Source organism: Mesorhizobium sp. M1403, from assembly GCF_040317695.1.
In the GTDB taxonomy this organism is placed as follows: domain Bacteria; phylum Pseudomonadota; class Alphaproteobacteria; order Rhizobiales; family Rhizobiaceae; genus Mesorhizobium.
In genome coordinates, this window is the sequence record NZ_JAMYKY010000015.1 from 17,608 (window position 1) to 38,523 (window position 20,916).

At 64.0% G+C, this 20,916-nt stretch carries 21 protein-coding genes; 10 read left to right on the forward strand and 11 right to left on the reverse strand.

Translation table 11 applies throughout. The features are described from left to right. Positions 1–86: 86 nt before the first annotated feature. Positions 87–395 carry a HigA family addiction module antitoxin gene (locus NKH01_RS22075; RefSeq protein WP_353022378.1) on the forward strand — a complete coding sequence of 103 codons (309 nt, stop codon included), beginning with the start codon at positions 87–89 and terminating at the stop codon, positions 393–395. A gap of 41 nt (positions 396–436) precedes the next feature. Here the strand turns inward: NKH01_RS22075 and NKH01_RS22080 are convergent, their stop codons facing one another. From NKH01_RS22080 to NKH01_RS22105, 6 genes are all read right to left on the reverse strand, one after another. Next, entirely contained in the window at positions 437–724 is a 288-nt protein-coding gene (locus NKH01_RS22080; RefSeq protein WP_353022380.1) for a DUF982 domain-containing protein, read from the reverse strand. Between the two features lie 89 nt (positions 725–813). Further along, positions 814–1,620, reverse strand: coding sequence for an ABC transporter permease (locus NKH01_RS22085; RefSeq protein ID WP_353022382.1), 807 nt, complete (start codon positions 1,618–1,620; stop codon positions 814–816). 4 nt (positions 1,621–1,624) lie between these two features. Next, complete coding sequence (locus NKH01_RS22090; RefSeq protein WP_031194462.1) at positions 1,625–2,458, reverse strand: ABC transporter permease; 834 nt, start codon at positions 2,456–2,458, stop codon at positions 1,625–1,627. Between the two features lie 17 nt (positions 2,459–2,475). Beyond that, positions 2,476–3,591 carry an ABC transporter substrate-binding protein gene (locus tag NKH01_RS22095; RefSeq protein ID WP_352589588.1) on the reverse strand — a complete coding sequence of 372 codons (1,116 nt, stop codon included), beginning with the start codon at positions 3,589–3,591 and terminating at the stop codon, positions 2,476–2,478. 67 nt (positions 3,592–3,658) lie between these two features. Next, a complete protein-coding gene (locus tag NKH01_RS22100) occupies positions 3,659–4,753 on the reverse strand; it encodes an ABC transporter ATP-binding protein (RefSeq protein WP_352816463.1) in 1,095 nt (364 codons plus the stop codon). 124 nt (positions 4,754–4,877) lie between these two features. Further along, positions 4,878–5,768, reverse strand: a complete 891-nt coding sequence (locus NKH01_RS22105; protein WP_353022384.1) for a LysR substrate-binding domain-containing protein — start codon at positions 5,766–5,768, stop codon at positions 4,878–4,880. Between the two features lie 75 nt (positions 5,769–5,843). On the opposite strand from NKH01_RS22105, the gene NKH01_RS22110 reads away from it, so the two are divergent. Together NKH01_RS22110 and NKH01_RS22115 are read left to right on the forward strand one after the other, a co-directional pair. Next, on the forward strand, positions 5,844–7,436 hold the full coding sequence (locus NKH01_RS22110) for a zinc-binding metallopeptidase family protein (RefSeq protein WP_353022533.1): 1,593 nt from the start codon (positions 5,844–5,846) through the stop codon (positions 7,434–7,436). A gap of 33 nt (positions 7,437–7,469) precedes the next feature. Beyond that, positions 7,470–8,402 carry a dimethylarginine dimethylaminohydrolase family protein gene (locus tag NKH01_RS22115; protein WP_023720586.1) on the forward strand — a complete coding sequence of 311 codons (933 nt, stop codon included), beginning with the start codon at positions 7,470–7,472 and terminating at the stop codon, positions 8,400–8,402. 80 nt (positions 8,403–8,482) lie between these two features. Here the strand turns inward: NKH01_RS22115 and NKH01_RS22120 are convergent, their stop codons facing one another. Continuing rightward, positions 8,483–9,490, reverse strand: a complete 1,008-nt coding sequence (locus NKH01_RS22120; RefSeq protein ID WP_023720585.1) for an ornithine cyclodeaminase family protein — start codon at positions 9,488–9,490, stop codon at positions 8,483–8,485. A 158-nt stretch (positions 9,491–9,648) separates the two neighbouring features. On the opposite strand from NKH01_RS22120, the gene NKH01_RS22125 reads away from it, so the two are divergent. Then, a complete protein-coding gene (locus tag NKH01_RS22125; protein ID WP_353022386.1) occupies positions 9,649–10,110 on the forward strand; it encodes an Lrp/AsnC family transcriptional regulator in 462 nt (153 codons plus the stop codon). Between the two features lie 106 nt (positions 10,111–10,216). On the opposite strand, the gene NKH01_RS22130 is transcribed toward NKH01_RS22125, so the two are convergent. Beyond that, a complete protein-coding gene (locus NKH01_RS22130) occupies positions 10,217–10,600 on the reverse strand; it encodes a YybH family protein (protein WP_023722391.1) in 384 nt (127 codons plus the stop codon). A gap of 160 nt (positions 10,601–10,760) precedes the next feature. After that, positions 10,761–11,510 carry an SDR family NAD(P)-dependent oxidoreductase gene (locus NKH01_RS22135; RefSeq protein WP_353022388.1) on the reverse strand — a complete coding sequence of 250 codons (750 nt, stop codon included), beginning with the start codon at positions 11,508–11,510 and terminating at the stop codon, positions 10,761–10,763. A 97-nt stretch (positions 11,511–11,607) separates the two neighbouring features. On the opposite strand from NKH01_RS22135, the gene NKH01_RS22140 reads away from it, so the two are divergent. Then, positions 11,608–12,501, forward strand: coding sequence for a LysR family transcriptional regulator (locus tag NKH01_RS22140; RefSeq protein ID WP_023722389.1), 894 nt, complete (start codon positions 11,608–11,610; stop codon positions 12,499–12,501). Positions 12,502–12,573: 72 nt separating this feature from the next. Here NKH01_RS22140 and NKH01_RS22145 read toward each other — a convergent pair whose 3' ends face one another. Then, positions 12,574–12,996 (reverse strand): VOC family protein, encoded by a 423-nt coding sequence (locus NKH01_RS22145; RefSeq protein ID WP_023722388.1) that lies wholly within the window; start codon positions 12,994–12,996, stop codon positions 12,574–12,576. A gap of 217 nt (positions 12,997–13,213) precedes the next feature. Here NKH01_RS22145 and NKH01_RS22150 point away from each other — a divergent pair, with 217 nt between their 5' ends. Continuing rightward, positions 13,214–14,416, forward strand: a complete 1,203-nt coding sequence (locus tag NKH01_RS22150) for an MFS transporter (RefSeq protein ID WP_023722387.1) — start codon at positions 13,214–13,216, stop codon at positions 14,414–14,416. An 87-nt stretch (positions 14,417–14,503) separates the two neighbouring features. Here NKH01_RS22150 and NKH01_RS22155 read toward each other — a convergent pair whose 3' ends face one another. After that, positions 14,504–15,406, reverse strand: a complete 903-nt coding sequence (locus tag NKH01_RS22155) for a sigma-70 family RNA polymerase sigma factor (protein WP_352589597.1) — start codon at positions 15,404–15,406, stop codon at positions 14,504–14,506. A 206-nt stretch (positions 15,407–15,612) separates the two neighbouring features. Here NKH01_RS22155 and NKH01_RS22160 point away from each other — a divergent pair, with 206 nt between their 5' ends. The 4 genes from NKH01_RS22160 to NKH01_RS22175 all read left to right on the forward strand — a co-directional run bounded on the left by NKH01_RS22160 (position 15,613) and on the right by NKH01_RS22175 (position 20,916). Continuing rightward, on the forward strand, positions 15,613–17,019 hold the full coding sequence (locus NKH01_RS22160) for a DHA2 family efflux MFS transporter permease subunit (RefSeq protein ID WP_353022389.1): 1,407 nt from the start codon (positions 15,613–15,615) through the stop codon (positions 17,017–17,019). A gap of 559 nt (positions 17,020–17,578) precedes the next feature. Then, on the forward strand, positions 17,579–18,775 hold the full coding sequence (locus NKH01_RS22165) for an acyltransferase family protein (RefSeq protein WP_353022390.1): 1,197 nt from the start codon (positions 17,579–17,581) through the stop codon (positions 18,773–18,775). Between the two features lie 2 nt (positions 18,776–18,777). Then, a complete protein-coding gene (locus NKH01_RS22170) occupies positions 18,778–19,881 on the forward strand; it encodes a glycosyltransferase family 2 protein (RefSeq protein WP_353022392.1) in 1,104 nt (367 codons plus the stop codon). 63 nt (positions 19,882–19,944) lie between these two features. Further along, complete coding sequence (locus tag NKH01_RS22175) at positions 19,945–20,916, forward strand: glycosyltransferase family 2 protein (RefSeq protein WP_353022535.1); 972 nt, start codon at positions 19,945–19,947, stop codon at positions 20,914–20,916.

The following is a 20,916-nucleotide window of genomic DNA, read 5'->3' on the forward strand; positions in this document are numbered from 1 at the left end:
GGTTTTCGGGAGGTCTGGCAACCCGGGTAGATTTCGAGCAATATCACTATGGGCACGTGGCGACCCAACCGAAGGACAACCAGCCCATGACCTGTTATGAGCCGATGCGTCCGATGGAGCGCTGCCCATCCCACCCTGGGGCGCTGCTCGACGACATTATCCCGGCAACCGGAAAGACCAAGGTGGAAATCGCCAATCTGCTCGGAATCTCGCGCCAGCAGCTTTACGACATCATCCGCGAAAAGAAGCCGGTCTCGCCGGCCGTCGCGGCGCGCCTTGGAAAGATGTTCGGCGACGGCGCCGCGATCTGGCTCAGGATGCAGGCCGCTTACGATGCGTGGCACGCGGAGCGCGAGGTTGACGTCAGTGCCATTCCAAGGCTGCATGCTGCCTGAGATGCAATAGATCGGCCGAACCACCGAGGCTCACAAATCGATCACGGCCCCGCCTGCCTGGACCGATCCTGTGGTTCAACGGCTCGCTCGACCAGGACATGCGCTTCCCGTGCCGCCTCGACGAACGCATCCCTGGCGGCTTCGGTCCAGCGGTCGTCGCTCATGGCGCGACGGCCTGTGCGCAGTGCCAAGCCGTGTTTGGCGCTGCCGGCGTCGCGCCAGTGGGCTTCCAGCAATTCGACAGCCTGCCGTGCGTTGGAAATGTTGCGGATATCTCCCACGATGCCGACCGCAACCGCAACCGGCTTGGAAAACCATCCTTGGTTCATGGCGGAGCCTTCGACGTGTTGAACTACCTATAACGAAAATCGTAGCGCAAGGTTTCATTCGCGCTAGTCACCACGGCGTGAGGCGGCCCTCACTGCGCCGCGCGCAGCCTGACCACGACGCTGCGCGCCACAAGCACCAGCACCGTGATGACGATCAGGATCACCGAGAGTGCGGCGATCGCCGGGTCGATGTTGTCGCGCAGGCCCATCCACATCAAGCGCGGCAGCGTGATGGCGTTGACCGAGGTGATGAACAGGGTGACGCCGATCTCTTCCCAGGACAGCACGAAGGACAACAACGCCGCGGTGACGATGCCGAACTTGATGTTGGGCATGATGATGCGGGTGGCGCGCTCCCACACGGTGGCACCGAGGCCGCGCGCGGCAAGGTCAATGCGGCGGTCGAGCTGGCTGAGCGACACCAGGATCAGCACCGTGGCGAAGGGCACCGTCATCACCGCATGCGCCATGGCGACACCCAGCCAGGTGTCATAGCCGAAGAACGACGAGAAACCCGAGATCGAGGTCAGCAGGAAGTAGAGCGTGATTGCCGAGACCACCGGCGGTACCACCATCGGCAGCAGCACGAAGCCGACCAATGCCGCGGTGAAGCGCGGCTGGAACATCCAGACGCCGAGGCTGAAGCAGAGCGCCAGCACCGTGGAGAAGGCGCTGCTGACGACGCCGATCCTGATCGAGAGCAGGATCGAGTTGATCCAGCGCGGATCCTCGATCAGCGCCCGGTAGTGGCGCAGCGACAATTCGCCCGACGGCATCGCCAGCATGCGGCTCGGCGTCAGCGACACCGGAATGACGGCGAGCAGCGGCAACAGCAGGAACAGCGCGACCAGGGCGGCGAGGATCAGCGAGACGGGACCGGGGCGGTAGGTCGGCATCGCGCTACACCAACTGCTTTGGTCTGATATAGCGGAACAGCAGCGCCATCAGCGCGCCGACGAACAGCACCAGCACCACGCTGATCGCAGCGCCCAGGCCCCAGTCCGGGCTCTGGAAGATGCGGAGATAGATCAACTCGGCGATCATCACGCTACGACCGCCGCCGAGGATCGCCGGCGTGACGAAGAAGCCGAGCGAAAAGACGAAAACGATCAGCGCCGAGCCGATGATGCCGGAGCGGGTCATCGGCACGAACACCGACCAGAAGGTCCGCATGCGGCTGGAGCCGAGGCCGCGCGCCGCCAGCAGCACGCGGTCGTCGAGACTGCGCATCGAAGAGGCCAGCGGAAACACGGCGAAGGGGATGAGGAAATGCGTCATGCCGACGATGACGCCGAACTCGTTGCGCACCAGCGCCAGCGGCTCCGAGATGAAGCCGACCGCCTGCAGCCAGGTGTTAATCAGGCCGCGATTGGACAAAAGCGCCACCCAGCCGAAGGCGCGGGTCAGCACCGAGATCCAGAACGGCACCAGGATGCAGAATTCGGCCACGACGCGCTGCACCGGCGTGCCGCGCACCCAGACAACGGTGATGGCGTAGGCGGCGGCAACCGAAACGATCGTCACGATCGCCGCGATGCGCAGCGTGCGGATAAAGACCGACTGCACCAACTGATCCGTGAGCAGCGCATTGTACTGCCCCAGCCCCGGCGTGGGCAGCGTAAAACTCCATTTGACCACGCCGAGGAATGGCCAGGCATAGGCCAGCACAAGAAAGAGGAGCAGCGGCGCCATCAACAGCGCCGCGCCCATCCTGTCGGAGAGGTATGCTCTCATCCGGTTATCCCGGCTTGTCAGGCGGAGATGATCTTCGTGTATTCGTCGAGTGCCGCCCCGTAGTTCTTGGCGTACCAATCCATGTCGAGCGGGATCTGCTTTTTCATGTTCTCGGGATCGACGGGGTTGATGCGCTTCTTGTCGGCGGGGATCAGCGCATCGGCGGCCGGATTGGCCGGACCCTGGCCGAGCTTGTCGAACATGATGAGTTCCTTCTCAGGGTCCTGGGTGCTGGCGATGAACTTCATCGCCGCGTCCTTGCCGCCGGGATTGCCCTTGAGCACGGCGAGCGCGCCGGGCGAGATCAGACCCTGGTCCCAGATGAACTTGATCTTGCCGCCGGAATCCTGCTCGATGAGCGAAGCCCGGGTCGACCAGACGATCGCCATCGACGCCTCGCCATTGAGCAGCACGCTCTGGCTTTCGGCGCCGCCACCCCAATAGGCGACGACGTTCTCCTTGAAGGCGGCGATCTTGTCATGCGCGCGCTTGAGGTCGAGCGGGTAGAGCGAGGCCGGCGCGATGCCGTCAGCAAGCAGCGCCGCTTCCCAGCTCGACACGCCCCATTTGTAGAGCGAGCGCTTGCCGGGGAATTTTGCCACGTCGAAGAAATCGGCCATGCCGGTCGGTGCCTGGCTGCCGTATTTCTCGGCATCGTAGGCGATGACATAGGAGAAGAAATAGGTCGAGGCGGCGTGTTCCCAACCGAACCCCTCGCGCATCTTCTTCTTGTCGACGATCGTATAGTCGATCGGCTCGAGCATGCCCTGCGCGCCGAGCGTGATGGCCGAGAACGGATCGACGTCGACCAGGTCCCAGGTCGGGGCGCCGCTCTTGAACTGCGCCGCGATTGCGCCTTCGGTCGGGCCGGAGCCATCCATCTTGACGACGATGCCGGTCTCCTTGGTGAAGGCCTGGCCGTAAGCCGCGTCATAGGCGGTGATGGCGTCGCCGCCCCAGTTGACCAGCACCAGTTCCTTCGCCGCGGCAAAGGCGCCGGTCGAGCGCAGCAGCATCGGCGTGCCGGCCAGCACCAGCGCGGCCAGCTGCGTGAACTGCCGGCGCGAGATCTCTCCGCGCACGGCCCTGGCGGACAGCGCCTCGATGGAATGTTTCTTGGTTTGGTTTGTCATGTCAGTTCCCCTTTTTTGTCGTTGGTATTTCCTGAAAGTCAGCGTGGCGAATTCGCCTCGCCGATCGTCATTGTCCTCCGTCCGGAAGGAGGAAGCCTTTCTCCGCCGGCCAGGTCAGCCACACGGAATTGCCCTTGCTGAGCGCGGAAGCGGCAACCTCGTTCGGTACCGAGACCGTCACCTTGGCGCCTTGGCGCGTCGTCAGATCGAGCCGCGTCGCAGCGCCGAGATAGGTCGAGGCGACGGCAGTCGCGGCAATACCGTTTTCGCCAACGGCGGCTTCGCGGGCGATCGACATGTATTCTGGCCGGATCGCCAGGATGGCGTCTCCACGGACCTTCTCGGCCTTGCAGCGCATGCTGATCGCGCGGTCTTCGCAGAGGCCCGTCGAGCCATTGTCGGCCGGGCGCACGCCCTTCAGCGGCAGCATGTTGATCTCGCCCAGGAACTCGGCGACGAAGCGGTTGTCCGGCCGGTCGTAGACCTCGTCCGGTGCGCCGACCTGCAGCAGTTTGCCATGATTGAAGATGGCGACGCGCGACGACAACGCCAGCGCCTCGCTCTGGTCATGGGTGACGAAGACGAAGGTGGTGCCGGTCTCCTGGTGCAGCCGCTTCATCTCGGCCTGCATCTGGCCGCGCAGGCCCTTGTCGAGCGCCGAAAACGGCTCGTCGAGCAAAAGCACGCCCGGCTCGAACACCAGCGCACGCGCCAGCGCCACGCGCTGCTGCTGGCCGCCGGACAATTGCGACGGCAGTTTCTTCTCGTGGCCCTTGAGCCCGACGCGCTCGATCATTTCGCCGACGCGGCGTTTGATCTCGGCCGCCGGTTTCTTGCGCACCTTGAGCGGGAAGGCGATGTTGGCCTCGACGCTCATATGCGGGAACAGTGCGTAGCCTTGGAAAACCATGCCGGCGGCGCGCTGCTCGGCCGGCCGCTCGGTGATGTCGACGCCGTCGCTGTAAAGGCGGCCGTCGGTCGGCTGAATGAAGCCGGCAAGGATCATCAGGAAGGTGGTCTTGCCGGAACCGGAGGGGCCGAGCAGGGTGAGGAACTCGCCACGGCCGATATCGAGCGTCAGATCGTCCAGCGCACGGAACGAGCCGAAGCTCTTGCCGATCCCGATTGCCTTGATCTCTGCGGCCCGGCCGGGTTGCTGCATCCTGCCCTTTCCTTAGCGTAGGCGAAATCGTAGGCAGGGCGGCGGCTCACCGCAACCGAATAGTTTTCGCCTGATCGGCAAATTTGATTCATCTATGCACCAATCTCCTCCTCGAGGGGGGAGATTAGCGCTCCTTGTTCTCGGACAGCTTCGACCTCAGCCATCTCCCAAACGCCTCCAGCACCGGATGCGCTGCCTTGGCGTGCTCGGAGACCAGAAAATACGAGCGCGGCGAATTGATCGCTATGTCGAAGGGGCGGACCAGCCGGCCTTCGCTCAGCGCCCGGCGACTGGTCAGCTCGTCGCCCATGGCGATGCCCTGGCCGGCAATCGCCGCCGAAAAGACCAGGTTCATGTCGGAAAAGAAGATGCCGCCTTCCGGGTCGGGGTTCTCGACCTTGGACAGGGCCAGCCAGCGCGCCCAGTCCTCGGTTTCACCGAGATGCAGGAGATTGGCGCGTAGCACGTCTGCCGGCTTGGAGAAGCCGCCGATCTTGTTGAGCAGCGTCGGGCTACAGAGCGGGGTGAAGGAGATTTCGCACAACAGCTCGACCACCCGGTTCGGCCAGTTGCCGACGCCGAAGGCGATGAAGGCGTCGGCCTCGGCATTGCTGACGTCGTCGAGGCGCCGCGGCGTCAGGATGCGCAGTGCGACATCGGGGTACATCTGCCGGAACTCGCCGATATGGGTGCACAGGAACAGCGAGGCGAAACCCGGCGTACAACTGACACTGAACGAGCCGCCGATGCCGGTGCCGGCATGGCGTGTCACCGCGTCGCCTAGCACCGTCAGCGCCTTGCGCACGTCGCTGGCATAGCGTTGGCCGCGTGGCGTCAGTGCCACGCCCTTGCCGATGCGCGCGAGCAGGTCGAAGCCGAGATCGCGTTCGAGCAGGCGCAATTGATGACTGACCGCACTGCGGGTCAGATGCAGTTCGTCTGCGGCGCGCCAGACGCTGCCGTGGCGGGCAAAACTGTCGAGCGCGCGCAGCGCCTGCGTCGAGGGAATTCTCAAGAGGTGAACCGAATTTGCATGAGCCGGGAAAACATATCACTTTTTGGCGGGGCGCTTCACTGCTTTCTTTCCGCCATGGAGAAACCGGTGACCTCGGCGCAAGCGACCGCGCTTGCCTGTCTGGACGACATCCAGCCGTCGCTGTCGGCGTGGACGCGGACCATCTTCGATTTCGGCGAGACCGCCTGGCGCGAATACCAGTCGGCCGCCTGGTATGTCGAGCGCCTGAAGCACGAAGGCTTTACCGTTGAAGAGGGCTCTGGCGGCATGCCGACCGCCTTCTGCGCCCACTGGACCAACGGGACCGGCCCGACAATCGGCATGTATGCCGAGTACGACGCGGTGCCTGGCAATTGCCAGGATGCGGCGACGGTGAAGCGACCGCGTCCGGGCCTCGGCGAACAGGCCGGCGGCCACACCGATCCGCATTCCGGGCTCGGCATTGCCAGCCTCGGCGGGCTGCTGGCGACCAAGGCGGCGATGCAGCGCCACGGCATATCGGGCACGCTGCGCTTCACCGGAGAGCCGGCGGAGAAGGTGAGGGGATCGAAGCCGATCCATGCCGCGAAGGGCTATTACGATGGGCTGGCGGGCATGATCTCCTTCCATCCTTTTTACATGCTGCCGCTGTGCAACACGGCGCGCTGGGACACGCATTGCGGTGCGGCCTATGCGATGATCTACCGCTTCATCTGCGACGAGCCGGAACATTGGGCGAGGGCGGCAGGCAACGCGGCGCCGATCCCGCAGGCGCATTCGGCGGTCCGGGCGCCGGGCGCCAACGACGCGCTCATGATGATGTACATGGCCTCGAAGGCGCTACGCGATTCCATGCTGCCGCATCAGGGCGGCTGGTCGATCAGCGAGGCGATCCTGACGGCGGGGCAGGCGACCGCCGACAATCTGCCGGCCGGGCTGGCCGAGATCCAGTACATGATCCGCGTGCCGACGCTGGCGATGGCCGAGCAGGTCACCGCCGTGCTTGACCGCAATGCGGAAGCCGTCGCGGTGATGGGCGGCTGCCGCTATGAGCGGCACTGGGTGTCGAAGTCGCGGCCGGGGCTCGCCAATCACGTAATGGCTGGCATTGCCTTCGACGCGCTGGCGGCGGTCGGGCCGCCGCGCTGGGACGAGACGGCTAAGGCGATCGCCCGCGAAATCCAGGTCAATGCCGGCGGGGTGGCGAGCGAGGAGCCTTTCATCGAGGAACTGGAACTGCTGATCGAACCTCGCGAGGCAGAAGCGATCCTGCGCCGCGACCTGGCGCCGTCGCAGGTGAATTCGACGTCCGACGACTACACCGACATGTCATGGCATACGCCGACGGCGCGGTTCTATGTCGCTCGCCCGGCATTGCGCTCGGAGAACGGTCACGCCTTTCCGTCCTGGGCGATGAATGCGCTGGGCGGCATTTCTGCCACCATCGACCCGATGGTCATCTGCGCCGCAAAGACGGTCGCGCTGGCAGCACTTCGCCTGTTGGAAGACGAGGCCGCGCGCGACGCGGCGATGGACGAATTCGCCGCCCGCACCGGCGGCGGTATCGGCGGCTCGAACTGGATCGCGCCGCTCTGCGACTACGAGCCGCCAATTGGATTTCGCTGGCCGGAATACATCACCACCCCGCGCGGACGGGACTGGTGGATACCGAGCAACCAAGCCGCATGACTCAACCAAGCCGCCCCTTCACGAGGAGAACCCATGACCGTCCATGACCGCATCGTCACCGAGCCGTTTTCGCTGCAGCGCCGCAACCCGGCCGGCGGCACCAAGAAGCTGACCGCCTGGGGCTTCGCCAACGAGACCGACGTGCTGACCGACGTGCTGCTCGGCTCGCCCAATTTCCTGCGCCATCTCTCGACCAGCTCGCTATCGCGAAAACATCTGCGCGAGGCGCCTTGCAATGTCCAGATCGCGCAGGCGCAGCACAAGGACCTTGTCGCCGCCTATGAGCATTTCGGCGTCAACATCCACTGGCATGAGCCGACGCCGGAACTGCCGATGCAGGTCTATTCACGCGATTCCAGCGTGATGACGCCATATGGCGTCATCATCACCGCGATGGCCAACTGGTGGCGACGCGGCGAGAACTACGCGGCGATCCGCACCTATGAGAAGCTCGGCATCCCGATCTATGACATGGTCACCGCCGGCACATTCGAAGGCGGCGACTTCAACGTCATCGAGGACGGCGTGGTGCTGATCGGGTGCGGCGGCGCCCGCACGCAGGAGGAGGGCGCCCGCCAGGTGCAGGCCTGGTTCGACAAGGAGGGCTGGGAGACCCGCATCGCGTTCATCGACGAATATTACGTCCATATCGACCTGATGGTGGTGCCGATCGCCGAGAAGCTGACCGCCGTCTGCCTCGCCTGCACGGAGCCGGGCATCGTCGACTGGCTGAAGGGCAAGGGCCACGAGATTATCGACGTGCCGTTCCAGGACACGATGGCGCTCGGCTGCAACTTCATGTCGCTGGGCAAGGACAGGGTGATCGCGCCGACGTCCAGCCAGGCGCTGATCGGCCAGCTCAAGGCACGCGGCTTCGAGGTCGCGGCCATCGATATGAGCGAGATCTCGAAGACCGGCGGCGGCATCCACTGCATGGCACAGGCGCTGAAGCGCGAGCCGGCCTGAGGGGCCGGCCTTTAGCCCCAACGCTCCCACGAAAGCGCCATTGTCAGCAACGTCGAACCCGCCTGGCTCGCGGCACGCGCCTACAGCACGATGAGCTTTCCCTTGCGCAGACGCTTGGCGCAACGATAGGCGAGGTCGGCGGCGACCATGTCTTCCATCGCAATGCCCATCGCCTTGTAGGTGGTGATCTGTTGATTCGAAACGCGACCCGGCGCGCGGTCGAGCAGCATGGCGCCAAGCTCGGTGCCGAAATCCGGGTCGAAGCCGGCAAGCTCGCAAGAACCGACCGGGGTCGGTTTGAACGCATCCTTGGTTTCGACAAAAAGACTGGATTTGCCGATGAGCTCGATCGGCATTTCTCCGCCGGGCGGCGCCACCCCGACCGACGAGACATGCGTGCCCGGCTGGACCCAGCCTGCGTCGATCACCGGCTGGTAGGAGTGGGTCGCCAGGCACACCACGTCCGAACTGCGCACTGCCGCCTCGAGGTCGGCGACCGCCACCACCGACGGATGCAGCCGGGCAAGCGCTGCCGCATCGTCGAAGCTCTTCGAAGCGACCCGGATTTCGGCAAAGTCGCGCACCAGCGGCAACAGATGCAGGTGCTGGTTGGCCTGCACGCCGGCGCCGATCACTGTCGCTATCCTGGCATCCCGGCGGGCAAGCGCGCGCACCGACAGCACGGCGGAGCCGGAGGTTCGCACCGCGGTTATGAAGGTGCCGTCCATGATGCAGACCGGCAGGCCGGACAGCGGATCGAACAGGCTGATGGTGGCGAGATGGCTGGGCAGGTTCTTGGCCAGGTTGCCTTCGAAGACATTGACGATCTTGACGGTCAGGTTCATGTCCTCCATCCAGGCCGGCATGGCGAGGCTGTAGCCGGCTCCGGGGATGTCGAGCTGTGGTCGGGGTGGATTGACGACCTTACCTTGTGACAGCGCCTTGAAGCCGTCTTCCAGAACGTCGAGAAGCTGGCTGAGGTCGATGCACGCCATCACGTCGGCTTCGCTCAGCACCAGGATCTCGGTCGCTCCCTTGCTGATTTCCGCCGCACTCTTGCCGGCTGGGCTGCACGCTTCCTTGGTCATCCTGCACTCCTGTGTTCGTCGAAATCGGCTCACCACATCTGCTTTGAGTGGGTGAGGGAAGCGCAGGCTATTGCGAGGTTTTATGTGATGAAATACGTTGATTTTGGCATCTGTGCGTGAATTAAGCACACAAATCCCTGAGATAGAGTGGATTGTGAATGGACGATCTCGACCAGATAGACCGCAGCCTGCTCCGGCTGCTGCAGGAGGATGGGCGCCGGACGACGCTTGATCTTGCCGGGCGTGTCGGGCTGTCGCCGACCGGAACCAGCCAGCGGGTGAAGCGCCTGTTCCGCGACGGGTTCATCACCGCGGTCAGGGCTATGCTCGATCCGCGCAAGGTCGGCAGGGGAACGCTGGTGTTCATCGAGGTCAGGCTTGACCACACGGCGCCGCATGTCTTTGACCGCTTCGCCGAAGCCGTGGCGAAAGCTCCGGAGGTTCTGGAGTGCCATATGGTGGTTGGCGGTTTCGATTATCTGGTCAAGGCGCGGATCGCTGAAATCGCGGTGTTCCAGAATTTCCTGCAGCGGGTCATCCTGCCTCTGCCCGGCGTGCGCGAAACGCACACTTTCGCCTCCATCGCCGATGTCAAGCCGAACGCCCTCTTGCCGGTGTAATCAGATGGAGGAGGGGAATGCTGTTCAGGGCGACGTTGAACGCATCTTCGCCACCTTGTCGCTCCCCCTAGCGCGCCTCCTGGTGCAGAGATGCCGGAGACCGGCTCTAGCCTTGCAGGGTCAGCAGGTTAGCGTCGCGCGCGAGCCGCCACTCACCATCTGGCTCCTTGCGCAGGAGCGTCAGCGCATATCCCGATCGATGGACCGGCTCGCCATTCGGCGGGGTCGCGGTCATGTCGATGCGGCTGCGGATGAAGGCCCAATTGCCGAGAAGCTGTAGTTCCACGATATCGCTCGTGCCGTCGATATGAACGCCGGCCGTCTCCTGCGCGGCCGCCGCGAAGATCTCCTTGTCGAAGGGTTCCCGGCCGGGAACCATGAAGATCGCATCGTCCGTCATCAAGCTGAGGACAGTCGCGATGTCTCCACGCTTACTCGCATCCATCCACGTCTCGACCAGCTTTCGGATTGCTGTTTCGTCGCCCGTCATCCGTTACCTCCCTGGCATCTCGCCGTCATCGATAGCGCACGGCGCTCCTCCGTCGCTGAAACATAGGGCTTAGATCGCTGTCGTCATCGATTGCGGTGGTCCTCGACGTCGCGCGGCGTGGGGCATGGTCCGCGAAACGGCAGGTCCTGGCCCTCGATGCCTATCGCCAGCCACCCGAGGCGGTGATGCGCTCGCCGGTCAGCCATGACGCCTCGTCGGAAGCGAGGTACACCGCGACGCGGGCGACGTCATCGGGCAGGCCGAAGCGACCGAGCGGGGTCATGGCGATAATCTGCTTCTCGAATTCGCTGCCGACGATGCCGATGCGCGCGAGGCCTTCGGTATCGATGCCGCCGGGCGCGATCGCGTTGACGCGGATGTTGCGTGCGCCGAGCTCCCGCGACATCGACAGCGTGATCGTGTCCACCGCTCCCTTGGTGGCGGCGTAGACGAGCGAGTTCGGCTGCGGATTGCGGCTGGCAACCGAGCTTATGTTGATGATGCTGCCGCCGCCCGGGCCAAAATGGCTCACTGCTGCTTGCGTGGTCAGAATGATGCCCAACACATTGGTGTCGAACTCACGGTGGAACTCGGCCTCGGTAACCGCTTCCAGCGGCTCGAACGCGAAGACGCCGGCATTGTTGACCAGGATGTCGAGCCCGCCAAACTCCGATTTCGCCGCCTCGAACAGGCGGCGCACGTCGGCCGCTTGCGACACGTCGCCCTGGACGGTGACGGCGCGGCCGCCACGGTCCTCGATCTCGGCGACGACGCGGTCGGCGCCTTCCTGTGACGAGGCGTAGTTGACGACCACCGCGGCGCCGGCCGTGGCAAGACCCTTGGCGATGGCAGCGCCGATACCCTTGGAGGCGCCGGTGACGATGGCGACCTTGCCGTTCAGCTTGCTCATCAAATCTCTCCTTTGTCGATGATGAGCGGTATTTAATGATGATCAAAAATCGTATTAGGATCATCATGATCCATTCTTTCGTGCCTGGAATTCCGGAATGACCACCATCCTCGAAAAGACCGCCGGTCTCGTCGCCTTCGTCCGCACGGTCGATGCCGGCTCGTTCCATGCCGCCAGCCGGCTGGTCGGCTCCAGCCCATCGGCGGTGTCGAAAAGCGTGGCGCGGCTCGAGCGGCGGCTGGGCGTCAGGCTGATCAAGCGCTCGACGCGCCGGCTCGGGCTGACCAGTGAAGGCATCGCTTATTACGAGCGCGTGGCGCCGCTGCTCAGGGCGCTGGACGATGCCGAAGACATCGTCCAGCTGGCCGATACAGCGCGCGGCCTGCTGCGCGTCACAGCGCCGGTCGAACTCGGCCGCGGCCTGATCGCGGCATGGGCGCAGGCGTTCCTTTCGCGGCATGGCGCAGTCAAACTAGAGCTCAGCGTCACCGACCGCCACGCCGACCTGATCCGCGAAGGCTATGACGTTGCGGTGCGCATGGGGCAGCTCTCGGACACCGGGCTCATCGCGCGCAAGATCGCCAATCTGCCGATCGTGCTGGTGGCCTCACCGGCCTATGTCGAGCGGCGCGGCCGTCCGGCATCGGTCGAGGATTTACCGAACCACGAATTCGTCCGCTACCAGATGGCCGGCCGGCCCTATCCCGTCACTTTTGCCGACGGTACGATGATCGTGCCGGACGGACGGCTCGATACCGATGATGGTGGTGCCATCCGCAATGCGGCACTTGCCGGCGCCGGCATCGCGCATCTGATGCGGTTTGCCGTGCAGGACGATCTCGACACCGGCCGCCTGGTCCGCATCCTGCCCGAGGTGGCGATGCCGACCATGCCGGTGTACATCGTCCATGCGTATGGGCGACAGCTACCCGTCCGGGCGCGGCTGTTCGTCGACTTCCTGGCGGGCCAGATGGCGGCGCTGATGCGATAGCGCAGGGCGGAATGACCTCCGCAGCCGATCCGACGCCGTCGCAAGCAAGATTCTTGCCCCATCACCCGATCTTCAGAACGCAATCTTCACTGACTCGGCGCTGCGGTTGGCCGGGCCGTGGTGGACGGCCTCGATATTGTTGCCGTCGGGATCGAGCAGGAAGGCGGCGTAGTAGCCGGGATGGTAGTGCTGCCGCTCGCCCGGTGCGCCATTGTCCGTGCCGCCGCCATCGAGGCCGGCCCTGTAGAAGGCGTCGACCATGGCGCGGTCCTTTGCCTGGAAGGCAAGGTGGTGGCGGCCCGTCAGCTTTCCCTGGGCTGCCGGGCTGTCGGGGCTGGAGATGAACAGCTCGTCGGCCCAGAAATAATCCTCGGCGCTGCCGCCGATCGGAATATCGAGCACCTTGAAAACCGCCTCGTAAAAGCGCCGGCTGGCCTTGAGATCCCTGACCACCAACTGGATGTGGTCGATGAGACGGCCGCGATGAAGTTCCATACCTGATAGCTCCTTATCGCCAGGCTGGAAATCTAGCTCAGCACTGTGCACGGTCAATGCAATGGAGCAATTGAGCGGCGCAATTTCTTGACTGGATAAAAAATGCAACCGGATTGTCGGATTCAAAACGTCTCCAACGTCCTTCGGACGCAAGCGGCTCGGCGAAGCTCGAAAAGGTCGTGCCGTATCAACGCTTCCGGCATGGGAGAAAAGTGAAATGAGCCTTCCCTATCGTTGGGTTATCGTCGCGGCTGGCGCGCTGATGACCTGTGTCGCCCTCGGGGCGATGTTCTCGCTGGCGATCTTCCTCGAACCGATGGCGCTCGACACACAATGGTCGCGCGCCGGCATATCGAGTGCGATGACGCTGAACTTCCTGGTAATGGGCCTCGGCGGCTTCGCCTGGGGCGCCATTTACGACCGCTTCGGCGCTCGCATCGTCGTCATGACCGGCGCCGTATTGCTTGGCCTGGCGCTGGTCCTGGCCAGCCGCACCGGCTCGCTGCTCGTTTTCCAGCTGACCTATGGCGTGCTCGTCGGCCTCGCGGCAAGCGCCTTCTTCGCGCCGATGATCGCGCTGACCTCCGCCTGGTTCGACACGAACCGCAGCCTCGCGGTCTCGCTGGTCTCGGCCGGCATGGGCGTAGCGCCAATGACCATCTCGCCCTTCGCGCGCTGGCTGATTTCGGCCTATGACTGGCGCACGGCGATGTTCGATATCGGCATAACCGCGTGGGTGCTGCTACTGCCGGCCGCGCTTCTGGTGCGCCAGCCGCCCCAGCCCGCTGCCGACGGCGCTGCCCCAACCGTTGCCGCCGAGGGTGCCGGCATGACGGTTCCGCAGGCGCTGCGCTCGCCGCAATTCATCGTGTTGGGACTGACCTTCTTTGCCTGCTGCGCAGCGCATTCGGGGCCGATCTTCCATATGGTGAGCTATGCGATGCTGTGCGGCATAGCGCCGATGGCGGCGGTCAGCATCTACAGCATCGAGGGCCTGGCAGGGCTGGGTGGCCGGCTGCTTTACGGCGTGCTTGCCGATCGGCTGGGCGTCAAGCCGGTGCTGATCACCGGGCTGGCCATACAGGCGGTGGTCATCGCCGCCTATCTGGCGGTCAGCGAGCTTGGTCAATTCTACACGCTCGCCGTCATCTTCGGCGCCACCTATGGCGGTGTCATGCCGCTCTATGCGGTGCTGGCGCGCGAATATTTCGGCCAGCGCATCCTCGGCACGGTGTTCGGTGCCGTAACCATGCTGTCCAGCCTCGGCATGGCTTTCGGCCCGCTCGCCGGCGGCATGGTGTTCGATGCCTATGCCAGCTATTCCTGGCTGTTCATCGGCTCGGCCCTTGTCGGGCTTGGCGCGATGGCGATTGCGATCGCCTTCCCGCCGCTGCCGCGCCGGGAGTTGCAACCGGCTTAAAGCCGGATCAGCAGAAAAGGGCGGCCGCTTGGATGGCAAGCGGCCGCGATCTGGCAGTGCTTGTTCGGCATTATGAAAAGCGAATTGCTATGCTCGCAGAGGCACCACCTCGGCGCCATCAAGCGTGTAGCGCGCATAGCGGAAATCGCGAATTCTCGCCAATCTGTCGCCCGTCCATTCCAGCAGGATAAAGTATCTTGGCCCTCCGGCCGAGTCATCCGGATCGATGACAAGTATGGCTGGGTGCCGATCCACCAGGCCTGGAAGCAGCCGCCAATCGTGGATACCCGCGTAATTGTGGAAGTACCGGCCCACTTTCGTGCGGCCGCTCGCCCGGAGCCGGTTGACGAGGTCAAGCCGCACGTCCTCGGCCAGCATGTCGCGGATCGTATCGAAGTCGCGGGCGTTGAACCGCTCCACATAGGCTGCCAGACGCGCCCGCTCGGGCTCGGCCAACACCGGCACAGGCCGATCGTCAGGCTCGCCGGCGACTTCGCGCAGGCGCAGACGGCCGCGATGCAGTGCGGCTTTCACCGCCGGAACGCTGCTGTCGATAATGTTGCCGATCTCTTCGATCGTATAGCCGAGCACATCCATGAGGATGACGCTGCTACGCTGCGCCGCGGGGAGGCGCATGAAGGTCTGCAGGCTTGCGGCTGCAGTGTGTCGACCCTCGGCCGACATGCCGGGGTCAGGTATCATGTCGATATCCTCGATGGCATGCGCGGCATCCACCCTGGCGCGACGGCGCAGGTGGTCGAGCGCTGCATTGTGCGCGATGCGGAACAGCCAGCCCTCGACATTGGCTATCGGTCCGGTCCCTGGGAACGCCTCGAGCGCCTTGACCGTAGCTTCCTGGACGACATCCTCGGCATCGATCACCGAACCGGTCATGCGGGCACAATAGCGGTGCAGTTTCGGCCGCAATTCGCCGAGCAGCCGGTCAAATGGCTCCCGTCCTTCTGGCGTGCCGGATGCGGATCCGGTCATCGCACAAGGATCGATTTCATTGCGTATCTCCCAGGGCAGGCGCGCCCGCCATGAGGCGCAGCGTCTTATAGACGCTCGACGATGGCAAAAGGATTCGGTCGAAAAAACTTTCTTTAGCTGGAATCCTTTGGTGGTGCCTCCGCGTCTCTGGATCATGGGACCGCGAGACTGGCGGGCCCTCTGTTCAAGCCGGAGGCGCCATAATCATGAGCAAGCAAAGTGCGGGATCAACGAAGGTCTGGGTTCTCGCCCTCACGTCGATAGGCTCCTTGATGGTCGTTCTCGATGCGATGGTCGTGGCGACCGCATTGAGCACGATGCGGGTCGAACTCGATGCCTCGCTGGAGACGCTGCAATGGACGATGAACGCCTATAATTTGAGCTTTGCCGTCCTGCTCATGACCGGGGCTGCGCTCGGTGACCGGTTCGGTCGCCGCCGTACGCTCGTTGCCGGATTGGCGTTGTTCGTCGCAGCGTCGGTTGCCTGCGCGCTCGCTGGAAATGCCGGATTGCTGATTGCGGCCCGTGCGGTTCAGGGCGCGGGTGCTGCAATGGTCATGCCGCTGGCCATGGCGCTGCTGAGCGTCGCTTTTCCCCCGGAGGAACGAGGCAAGGCGCTGGGTATCTTCAGCAGCATCACCGGCCTGGCCCTGATCATCGGTCCGATGGCGGGCGGTGCGATCTCCGAAGGCCTCTCCTGGCACTGGATCTTCTGGCTCAATGTTCCGGTCGGCATCGTTCTCATCCCGCTGGTGCTGCGTCGGATTCCGGAGAGTTACGGGCCGGGCACGGCTATCGATGTCCTCGGCGTCGTGCTGGTGACTGCGGCGGCATTTGGAGTGGTCTGGGGTCTGATGCGCGGCAACATCGTCGGCTGGAGCAGCTCTGAAGTGCTGTCGGCGCTGACGGCCGGGCTGGTTCTGGCCATCGCATTCGTCCTTTGGCAGCTGCGTACCCGTGAGCCCATGCTGCCTTTGCGGTTCTTTCAGGCGCGCGCATTCTCCTCGGGCGTAGGGGCGAACTTCCTGCTCTGCGCCGCCATGTACGGCCTCGTATTCCTGCTGCCGCAGTTTCTGCAGTTTGCCCAGAGCCGTGGGCCGCTCGGGGCCGGCATGGGATTGCTGCCCTGGACCGCCACGCTTTTCGTGGTCGCACCGATCGCCGGCAGCCTGATCAACCGCGTCGGCGAGCGCTGGCTTGTGGTGGCCGGATTGATCCTGCAAGCGGCTGGAATGGCCTGGCTGGCGCAGATCGCAGCACCTGATCTGCCCTACATCCAGCTAGTCGCGCCCCTGATCATTACTGGTGCCGGCGTGTCGATGGCCATGCCTGCCGCACAGAATGCGGTTCTCAATGCGGTCGCGCGGCCGGAGGTCGGCAAGGCTGCCGGCACGTTCAATACATTCCGCTTTCTGGGCGGCGTATCCGGGATCGCGATCGCCGGTGCGGTGTTCGCCGGGACTGGGAGCTTCGCGTCCACCGACGCGTTCAGCGATGGTTTCACCGCGGCGATCGACGTCTCCGCTCTGCTCTCGCTCGCCGGCGCGCTCGTCGGAATAGGGCTTCCGGAGCGTCGCACAGTGGCGCTCGCGAATGCCGGCAAGGAGGCGTAGTGTCGCCCGGAGCGGGAAGCTCGCGCGAAGCGGGTCCCCGCTTCAAAACGCGCCTTCTACTGCCCGGCGGATGCGAGGGTGCCGCTCGCCACAGGCCCCACAACTGGTCGGCGCTCAAGTGCCTGGCGGATCCGTCATAGGCCACGCGTCCGAGGCTGAGGACCACGATTCTGTCGGCCAGCGCCCGCACCGTGGAGAGATCGTGTGTGACGAGGATGACGCCCGTGCCGCTGGCGGCGATCGAACGGATCAGCTTCACGCGTTCCGTGTAGGTGGCGAGCATGCTGCATCGCAGCACATTCGACGCCGATATCACTAGGCCAAGGCAGCGCGCGAAAATCGTCAAAAATGGACAATTCGGGCTGGTTCCCGCTGTTTTTTGGCGTTTATTAGCTGCGCCTCACGCTCCTGTTTCAAATGTGTCAACTTTTTGTGTTGCGTTGCACAATGGTGGCTCTATTCTGCCTGAGGGGGGCGCTTCCGATTGGAAATGCGCCGTGAACGACGCCGCTATGTTGACCGATTGGCAGTTTTGCCGTCCCGCCGGCGTAGGCCGCTAATGGGAAATGCGCGCGACACCCAATTGGACGCGCTGAGGGCCATCGCCGTGACGATGGTGCTGTACGCCCACTTCTTCGCGGCCGGAGGATCCTCGTTCTGGGGCCATATCGGCGTGCGCCTGTTCTTCGTGCTGAGCGGCTTTCTGATCACCCGCCTGCTACTGGAAGCCCGCTCGGCCGCCGAATTCGAAACCGGACCGGCGCTGAAATCCTTCTATATCAGGCGGGCGCTGCGGATATTCCCGCCCTATTTCGCCGTGCTGGGTTTCGTCTGGCTGGTGGACCTGGAGCAGTCCAGGGGATCGCTGGCCTGGCACGCACTCTATCTGTCGAATTTCTGGTACGCAGCGCAGAATGAATGGACGCCCTGGCTGCTCTGCCATTTCTGGAGCCTGAGCATCGAGGAGCAGTTCTATATCGCCTGGCCGTTGATCGTCCTGCTGGCGCCGCGCCGGCGGCTCGAAGCGATCTGCATCAGCGTTATCGGGCTGTCGCTTGCCTACCGGTTTTATTGGCCGATCACGGGAACACCCGGTTTGGCGCGTGACCTGCTGCCGCCGGCGTCGATGGATGCATTGGCGTCAGGCGCGCTGCTTGCCGCTTACCGGTCAAGAGCTGCTGGCTTGCCGCAATGGCTTCGAGCTGGCTGGCCGGGGCTCGCCGCGGCGTTTTTCGTTCTGCAGTGGTTTGCGCCGGGGCCGGCAAATCCGGTGCAGGAATGGTGCCTCTGGCTGCTGTTGCAGATCCTGCCTCTCGTGCCGCTGGTGGTCATCGTTGCAAGCTGTTCGACGGGCATTGGCGGCCACGCCGGCAAACTTCTCGAACTGCCGCCGCTGCTTGGCCTTGGCCGCATCAGCTACGGCGTTTATCTCTACCATCCGATAGTGCTGTCGCTCGTCGTCAAGTCGCAGCCCTGGATTCCGCTCAACGTCTCGGAGCAAGGGCCAGGGCGCTTCCTCGTGGCGGGAACGGTGACGCTCATGCTGGCTTCGGTTTCATGGCTGCTTTTCGAGAAGCCGCTCAACAGCCTGAAGCGCCATTTCCCCTATGTTGCCCGGAGAGGCCGAGCCGGCTTCCCGACAGGCATCGATACGACCAACGCCGGATGGCTCGCGGCGGGAGCATATCTGGGCAGGCCGCTTGATGGTGGCACTTCACCGTTGCCACGCAAGCTGCAACGAACCGATCGGAGCTGATCATGACTGCTCCCTTGGTCTCCGTTCTGCTGCCGATCTACAATGCGGGACCTTATCTCGCCGCTGCGCTGGGCAGCGTCCTGCGCCAGGATTACGATCGTCTGGAGATCATCGCCATCGATGACGGCTCGACGGACAACTCGCTGCAGATCCTGCAGAAATATCGCCAGGCCGACAGCCGCATCTCGATCATCTCACGCGAAAACCGCGGCCTGATCGCAACTTTGAACGAAGGCCTGGCCGTGGCCCGCGGCGATCTGGTCGCCAGGATGGACGCCGACGACATCGCCTATCCCCAACGCCTGTCGCGGCAGGTCGCGCTGTTCAACCAGCAGCCTGACCTTGCGCTGTGCGGTGCAGGCTTCGACACCTTGCTCGGCAACCGCATCGTCAGGGGTTCGCCCGATCCGATATTCCAGGACAATAGCCTGCGCATCTTGTCGATGTTCTTCACGATCTTCATGCATTCCACGGTCGTCTACAACAGGAAGGTCATCGAAGAGAGCGTTGTATTTTATGACGAAAGCTACAAGCATGCCGAGGATTTCGACCTGTTCAGGCGGCTGACCGACCGCTACCCGGCGGCCATGATCCCCGAAAGTCTGATCGCCTATCGTATCCATGACGACAGCGTGACCAACAGGCACAAACGCGAAATGCGCAGGACGCATTTGAAGATCGTCGCCGAGAACCTCGAGCGCGAAGGGCTCGCACAAGAGACGCAAGGCCTCCGCGACATCGGTGAGGTCCTGTCGATGGGCACGGTTCGCCGTGCCGCCGAATGGATCCTTGCGCTGGAAGAAAGGATTGCCGCCCTGTCGGCCGAGACGAGGCCGAGCTACCAGGCTGGCACGCTGAACCTGTTCTATTTCCTCTATCAGCTGATATCGGGAGAAAGACAGCCGCTGCTAATGCACGAATTCCTGACACGGACCGCGAAATGGAAGCTCATCCGGCGCCGCGAGCAGTACGTGTTTCGCACTGGTGCCTTCGCGCCGCGCTTCAGTCTCGCCTCGATGTCGGTCACCAGGCAGGTGGACGCCCTGTCGCGGTATCTGCAATCCGTGCCGGCCGCGGCGGTTTTGCCTTCGAACCAGTTGAGCTAGCAACGCATGTTCGTCAAATCGCACCACCTCCAGCAGCGCGGCCACTCGACGGTTCCGGCGGCCATGTCGCCGCGGCCGCAGCAAGGACCGGCGCCGGCGGTCAGTTTCATTGTCTGCACACGCGACCGCGTCGCCGTGCTCGAGCCCTGTATCAGGTCGATCCAGGCCGCGTGTCGTGCCCATGCCGACTTTGCCGCCGAGCTGGTGGTTGTCGACAACGGCTCGACCGACAGCACCGCCAAACGGCTGGCCAGCATCGCCGAACTGTCGGACATCCCGTTCACCGCCATTTGCGAGCCGCGACCCGGATTGGCCGCCGCGCGGAATGCCGGGCTGGAGCGGGCGCGGGGCCGCGTGCTCGTCTTCGTCGATGATGATTGCGCAGTCCACAAGGACTATCTGCGCGATCTGCAGCGGCACTATGCGGCCGGCGAACGGGTCATCCGCGGCGGCCGCGTCGAGATCGGCGATCCCCGCGACCTGCCGTTCACGATCAAGCGGTCGCCGGTGCGCGCGCGGCTTACGCCGGATGTCCATCCCGGCGGCTTCGTGCTTGGCTGCAACATGACGATGCACCGCGATGTCGCCGCCCGCATCGGGCGTTTCGACGAACGGTTCGGCGCCGGCGGCCCACTGCGCTCCGCCGAGGATACGGACTATCTCGTGCGGGCGGTGCTGCTCGGCATTCCGGTCGAATATGTGCCCGACATGACCATCTATCACCATCACGGCCGACGCGACCGCAAAGCCATCGAAAAGCTGCATCGCGACTACAGCATGGGCAATGGCGGGCTTTGCCTGAAACATATCCGCCACGCGCCGTGGCTGCTTCGCCATTTCTACTGGTCGATGAGGGCGGCTTTGCGCGAACTGAGGAAAGGCCCTCTGTTCGACCGTGAACTCAAGCTGTCGCACTGGCCGATCATCGGCATGAATCTGCTCGGCGCGGCCAAGTTCGCGGTGCTTTCGCTGGTGAAATCGCCGCAGCCGGCGCAAATGCGACAGGAGCAACAGGCAAATGCCGAGGCGAGGTGA

Coding starts and splice junctions, on each gene's coding strand:
- NKH01_RS22145 (WP_023722388.1), bottom strand. CDS start 12,996: ATGGAACTTCATCGCGGCCGTCTCATCGACCACATCCAGTTGGTGGTC.
- NKH01_RS22120 (WP_023720585.1), bottom strand. CDS start 9,490: ATGACCAAGGAAGCGTGCAGCCCAGCCGGCAAGAGTGCGGCGGAAATC.
- NKH01_RS22160 (WP_353022389.1), top strand. CDS start 15,613: ATGAGCAAGCAAAGTGCGGGATCAACGAAGGTCTGGGTTCTCGCCCTC.
- NKH01_RS22080 (WP_353022380.1), bottom strand. CDS start 724: ATGAACCAAGGATGGTTTTCCAAGCCGGTTGCGGTTGCGGTCGGCATC.
- NKH01_RS22155 (WP_352589597.1), bottom strand. CDS start 15,406: ATGACCGGATCCGCATCCGGCACGCCAGAAGGACGGGAGCCATTTGAC.
- NKH01_RS22085 (WP_353022382.1), bottom strand. CDS start 1,620: ATGCCGACCTACCGCCCCGGTCCCGTCTCGCTGATCCTCGCCGCCCTG.
- NKH01_RS22090 (WP_031194462.1), bottom strand. CDS start 2,458: ATGAGAGCATACCTCTCCGACAGGATGGGCGCGGCGCTGTTGATGGCG.
- NKH01_RS22150 (WP_023722387.1), top strand. CDS start 13,214: ATGAGCCTTCCCTATCGTTGGGTTATCGTCGCGGCTGGCGCGCTGATG.
- NKH01_RS22130 (WP_023722391.1), bottom strand. CDS start 10,600: ATGACGGGCGACGAAACAGCAATCCGAAAGCTGGTCGAGACGTGGATG.
- NKH01_RS22075 (WP_353022378.1), top strand. CDS start 87: ATGACCTGTTATGAGCCGATGCGTCCGATGGAGCGCTGCCCATCCCAC.
- NKH01_RS22165 (WP_353022390.1), top strand. CDS start 17,579: ATGGGAAATGCGCGCGACACCCAATTGGACGCGCTGAGGGCCATCGCC.
- NKH01_RS22125 (WP_353022386.1), top strand. CDS start 9,649: ATGGACGATCTCGACCAGATAGACCGCAGCCTGCTCCGGCTGCTGCAG.
- NKH01_RS22100 (WP_352816463.1), bottom strand. CDS start 4,753: ATGCAGCAACCCGGCCGGGCCGCAGAGATCAAGGCAATCGGGATCGGC.
- NKH01_RS22170 (WP_353022392.1), top strand. CDS start 18,778: ATGACTGCTCCCTTGGTCTCCGTTCTGCTGCCGATCTACAATGCGGGA.
- NKH01_RS22135 (WP_353022388.1), bottom strand. CDS start 11,510: ATGAGCAAGCTGAACGGCAAGGTCGCCATCGTCACCGGCGCCTCCAAG.
- NKH01_RS22110 (WP_353022533.1), top strand. CDS start 5,844: ATGGAGAAACCGGTGACCTCGGCGCAAGCGACCGCGCTTGCCTGTCTG.
- NKH01_RS22175 (WP_353022535.1), top strand. CDS start 19,945: ATGTCGCCGCGGCCGCAGCAAGGACCGGCGCCGGCGGTCAGTTTCATT.
- NKH01_RS22140 (WP_023722389.1), top strand. CDS start 11,608: ATGACCACCATCCTCGAAAAGACCGCCGGTCTCGTCGCCTTCGTCCGC.
- NKH01_RS22115 (WP_023720586.1), top strand. CDS start 7,470: ATGACCGTCCATGACCGCATCGTCACCGAGCCGTTTTCGCTGCAGCGC.
- NKH01_RS22095 (WP_352589588.1), bottom strand. CDS start 3,591: ATGACAAACCAAACCAAGAAACATTCCATCGAGGCGCTGTCCGCCAGG.